Source organism: Anaeromyxobacter sp. SG66 (genome assembly GCF_022690805.1).
In the GTDB taxonomy this organism is placed as follows: Bacteria; Myxococcota; Myxococcia; order Myxococcales; family Anaeromyxobacteraceae; genus Anaeromyxobacter; species Anaeromyxobacter soli.
The window spans coordinates 1-3,576 of sequence record NZ_JALCZC010000196.1; the positions used below are offsets into that span (position 1 = coordinate 1).

General features: G+C 76.7%; 4 protein-coding genes. All 4 read left to right on the forward strand.

Features of this window, described 5'->3' with window-relative positions; all coding sequences use genetic code 11:
* On the forward strand, positions 1 to 261 hold a 261-nt coding region (locus MNZ39_RS23580), incomplete at its 5' end, for a helix-turn-helix domain-containing protein (RefSeq protein WP_305037350.1).
* 89 nt (positions 262 to 350) lie between these two features.
* The gene (locus tag MNZ39_RS23585; RefSeq protein WP_242341525.1) at positions 351 to 734 is read left to right on the forward strand and encodes a hypothetical protein; all 384 of its coding nucleotides are present in this window, start codon (positions 351 to 353) and stop codon (positions 732 to 734) included.
* Between the two features lie 19 nt (positions 735 to 753).
* Entirely contained in the window at positions 754 to 1,452 is a 699-nt protein-coding gene (locus tag MNZ39_RS23590; protein ID WP_242341526.1) for a PTS sugar transporter subunit IIA, read from the forward strand.
* Positions 1,449 to 3,455: a proton-conducting transporter membrane subunit gene (locus MNZ39_RS23595; RefSeq protein ID WP_242341527.1), complete on the forward strand. Its 2,007-nt coding sequence runs from the start codon at positions 1,449 to 1,451 to the stop codon at positions 3,453 to 3,455. The genes MNZ39_RS23590 and MNZ39_RS23595 overlap by 4 nt, the downstream gene beginning before the upstream one ends.
* The last annotated feature ends 121 nt before the right edge of the window (positions 3,456 to 3,576 follow it).

Sequence of the window (3,576 nt, forward strand, 5' to 3'; positions counted from 1 at the left end):
GCCCCCGAGCCGGCCGCGGCCGTGCCGGGAGCCTCGACGGACGGGGCAGCGCCGGGTGGCGCGCCGCTCCCCATCGGCGGCACCATCGTGATCCCCATCGGCTGCACGCTCGCCGAGGCCGAGCGCCGCATCGTCCTCGCGAACCTCCGCCATTTCCGGACCCGCGCCCGCGCCGCGCGGGCGCTCGGCGTCGGCCTGCGCACGCTCTACACGAAGCTCGCCGCGTGGTCGAAAGACGGGGAGGATGCCGAAACGGCATGATCCCTGGGCGGCCGCCCCGGAGATCCGCCCGGAACCGGGCGGATCTCGCGGAGATCGGGGCTGGCGCGCTTCCTGCTCTCGTCGGGGGCGTGTCCTCGAGAGCGCCGCCCTCCGTCCTCGTGCTCGCCCGTCCCGGGCCGGAGAGCGACGACCTGTTCGCCGACCTCTCGCAGCGGGAGGACGTCTGCCTGCTGCGCGTCGCGACCGCGGCAGCGGCGAACGTGGCCATCGGGGAGCTCGCGGTCGCGCTCGTCATCGCGTGCCCGCAGATTCCGCCCCACGCGATCGACTCGGTCCTCGCCCAGCTCGACGCGCTCCGCCCGGGGACGCCGGTGCTCGCCATCCGCACGCGCCAGGCGCAGGAGCCGGCCGCGTGGGGCGAGCGGGGCGTGGCGGTGCTGCGCCTGCCGCTCCTCGCCGGCGTCCTGTCGCGGGCGGTGGACGTCGTCCTCGGCATGACGGGCAAGCTCTAGGAAGGAACGGCAAGAGAAGATGCAGCTCACGACGCGCGACGCTTCCCGCCTCCTCGGCGTCTCGGACTCGACGCTCCACCGCTGGCTCAAGAGCGGCGAGCTCCCCTCCACCCGCGTGAACGACCAGTACCGGCTGAACCGGATCGACCTCCTGGAGTTCGCCGCCGCGCGGAACCTGGCCATCTCCGCCGAGCTGCTCGCGGAGCTCGAGACGGAGGCGCCGGAGCTGCCGAGCCTCGCCGACGCGCTCCGGGCCGGCGGGGTCCACCGCGGCCTCTCCGGCACGGACAAGCCGGCCATCCTGCGGGAGGTCGTCGAGCGGCTGCCGCTCCCGCGCCCCGCCGATCGGGAGCTGCTCCACCGCGTCCTCCTGGCCCGCGAGGCGCTCGGCTCGACCGGCCTCGGCAACGGCATCGCGATCCCGCACGCCCGGAACCCCATCGTCCTCCGCATCGCGCGGCCGGAGGTGGCGATCTGCTACCTCGACACGCCCGTCGAGTTCGGGGCCATCGACGGCAAGCCCGTGCACACGCTCGTGACCCTCGTGACCCCGTCCACCCGCGTGCACCTGCACCTGCTCGCCGTCGTCGCCGCCGCGCTGCACGACCCCGCGGTGCTCGCGAGGCTCGAGGCGCGCGCCGGCGCCGAGGAGCTGCTCCCCGAGATCTCCCGGGTCGAGGCGGCCATCGCCGCGCAGCGCGCCGGGAGCGCCCGGTGAGCCTCTTCCTCGCCGCGCTCGTCGTCCTCGTGGCGGGTGGCGCCGCCGCGCTCGCCGCCTCCGCTCGCCCCACCGCCGCGCTCGCCATCGGCAGCGCGAGCGCCGCCGCGGGCTCCGCGATGGGGCTCCTCGCCGCCTTCCCCGCGCTCCGCGCGCCTCCGTCCGCCTGGGAGCTCGCCTGGGCGGTGCCGAACGGCGCGATCGCGCTCGGGCTCGATCCGCTCTCCGCGGTCTTCGCCGTCGCGGTGTTCGCGCTCGGCCTCGCCGCGGCCGTGTTCGGGGCGGGCTACATGCGCGCCCACCTCGCGCGGCGCTCGCTCGGCGCGTTCCTGTTCTTCTTCAACGTCCTCCTCGCCTCGATGGCGGTGCTCGTGGCCGCCCGCCAGGCGCTCCTGTTCATCGTCGCGTGGGAGACGATGACCGTCTCGTCGTTCCTGCTCGTCGGCCTCGAGCACGAGGCGGGGGCGGTGCGGATGGCGACGCGGACGTACCTCGTCGCGTCCCACCTCGGGGCCGCGTTCCTCTTCGGGCTGTTCCTCACGCTCGGTCACGCCGCCGGGTCGCTGAGGTTCGAGGCGTTCGAGGCCCTGCGCGCCGGCTCCGCGGTCCCGGCGACGCTGCTGTTCGTCTTCGCCCTCGTGGGCTTCGGCACCAAGGCCGGCCTCGTCCCGCTCCACGTGTGGCTGCCGGAGGCCCACCCGGCGGCGCCGAGCCACGTCTCCGCGCTCATGTCGGGCGTCCTCGTGAAGATGGGCGTCTACGGCATCCTGCGGGTGCTCACCTTCCTGCCTCCGGCGCCCGTCTCCCACGGCCTCGCGCTCGCCGCGGTCGGGCTGCTCGGCGCGGTCGCCGCGCTGCTCCTCGCCCTCGGGCAGCGCGACCTGAAGCGCATCCTGGCCTACTCCACGGTCGAGAACGTCGGGATCATCGCGTTGGGCCTCGGCGTGGGCCTCGTCGGCGCGGCGGGCCGGGCCCCCGCGGTCGCCGCGCTCGGGGTCGCCGGCGCGCTCCTCCACGTCTGGAACCACGCCCTGATGAAGGGGCTCGCCTTCATGGGCGCCGGCGCGGTGGTGCACGGCGCGGGCACCCGCGACGTGGAGCGGATGGGCGGCCTCCTCCGGCGCCTCCCGGTGAGCGCGGGGCTGCTCGTGTTCGCGGCCGTCGCGCTCGCGGCGCTCCCGCCGCTCAACGGCTTCGTCTCCGAGTGGCTGCTCTACCTGGGCCTCCTCGACGGCGGGCAGGGCTCTGCCGCCGGGACCGCCCTGCTCGCCTACCTGTCCCTCGCCGTGCTCGCGCTCGTCGGCGCGCTCGCTGCCATCGTGTTCACCCGGCTCGTCGGGGCGGCGCTGCTCGGCAGCCCGCGCAGCCCCGAGGCGGCGTCCGCCCACGAGGGCGGCCCGCTGCTCCTCGCGCCCCTCGCCGCCCTCGCCGCAGCGAACGCCGCCGTGGCGCTCTTCCCCGGCCAGGCGGTCGCGCTCCTCACCCCGGCGGCCGCGATCGTGCTCCGCGTCCCCGCGGCGGAGCTCGCGGCGAGGCTCGCCCCCGCGCTCTCCGCGCTCGCCGGGCCGCTCCGCGCGGGGCTCGCGCTCCTCCTCCTCTGTGGCGTCGCGCTCGCCCTCGCCTCGCGGCGGATGCTCGCCCGGCGCGACGTGCGCGCCGCCCAGACCTGGGGCTGCGGCTTCTCCGCCGAGAGCGCGCGCGTGCAGTACACAGCCGCCTCGCTCTCCGAGCTCGCGCTCGCGGCGATCGCGCCGCGCGCGCTCCGCCCCGTCGAGACCCCGGCGCGGCCGGAGGGCCTCTTCCCCCGCCGCGTCCGCTACGCCCAGGAGGCGGACGACCCCGCCCGCGCGCGCGTGTTCGAGCCGGCGTTCCGCGCGGTGGGCGAGTGGTTCGGGCGGCTGCGGCACTTCCAGCAGTCGCGGCTCAACCTGCAGCTCCTCTACACGGTCCTCACCGTCCTCGCCCTCTCGGCGCTCCTCCTCTTCCACCAGCGCGGCCCATGACGCTCGTCCCCGTCCTCGGCGCCATCGCCCTCCCCGCCGCGAGCGGGCTCGCCGCGGCCGCGCTGCGCGCGCGGCCGGCCGCGGGCCAGGCCCTCGCGTGCGCCGCGCTGTGCGCGGGGGC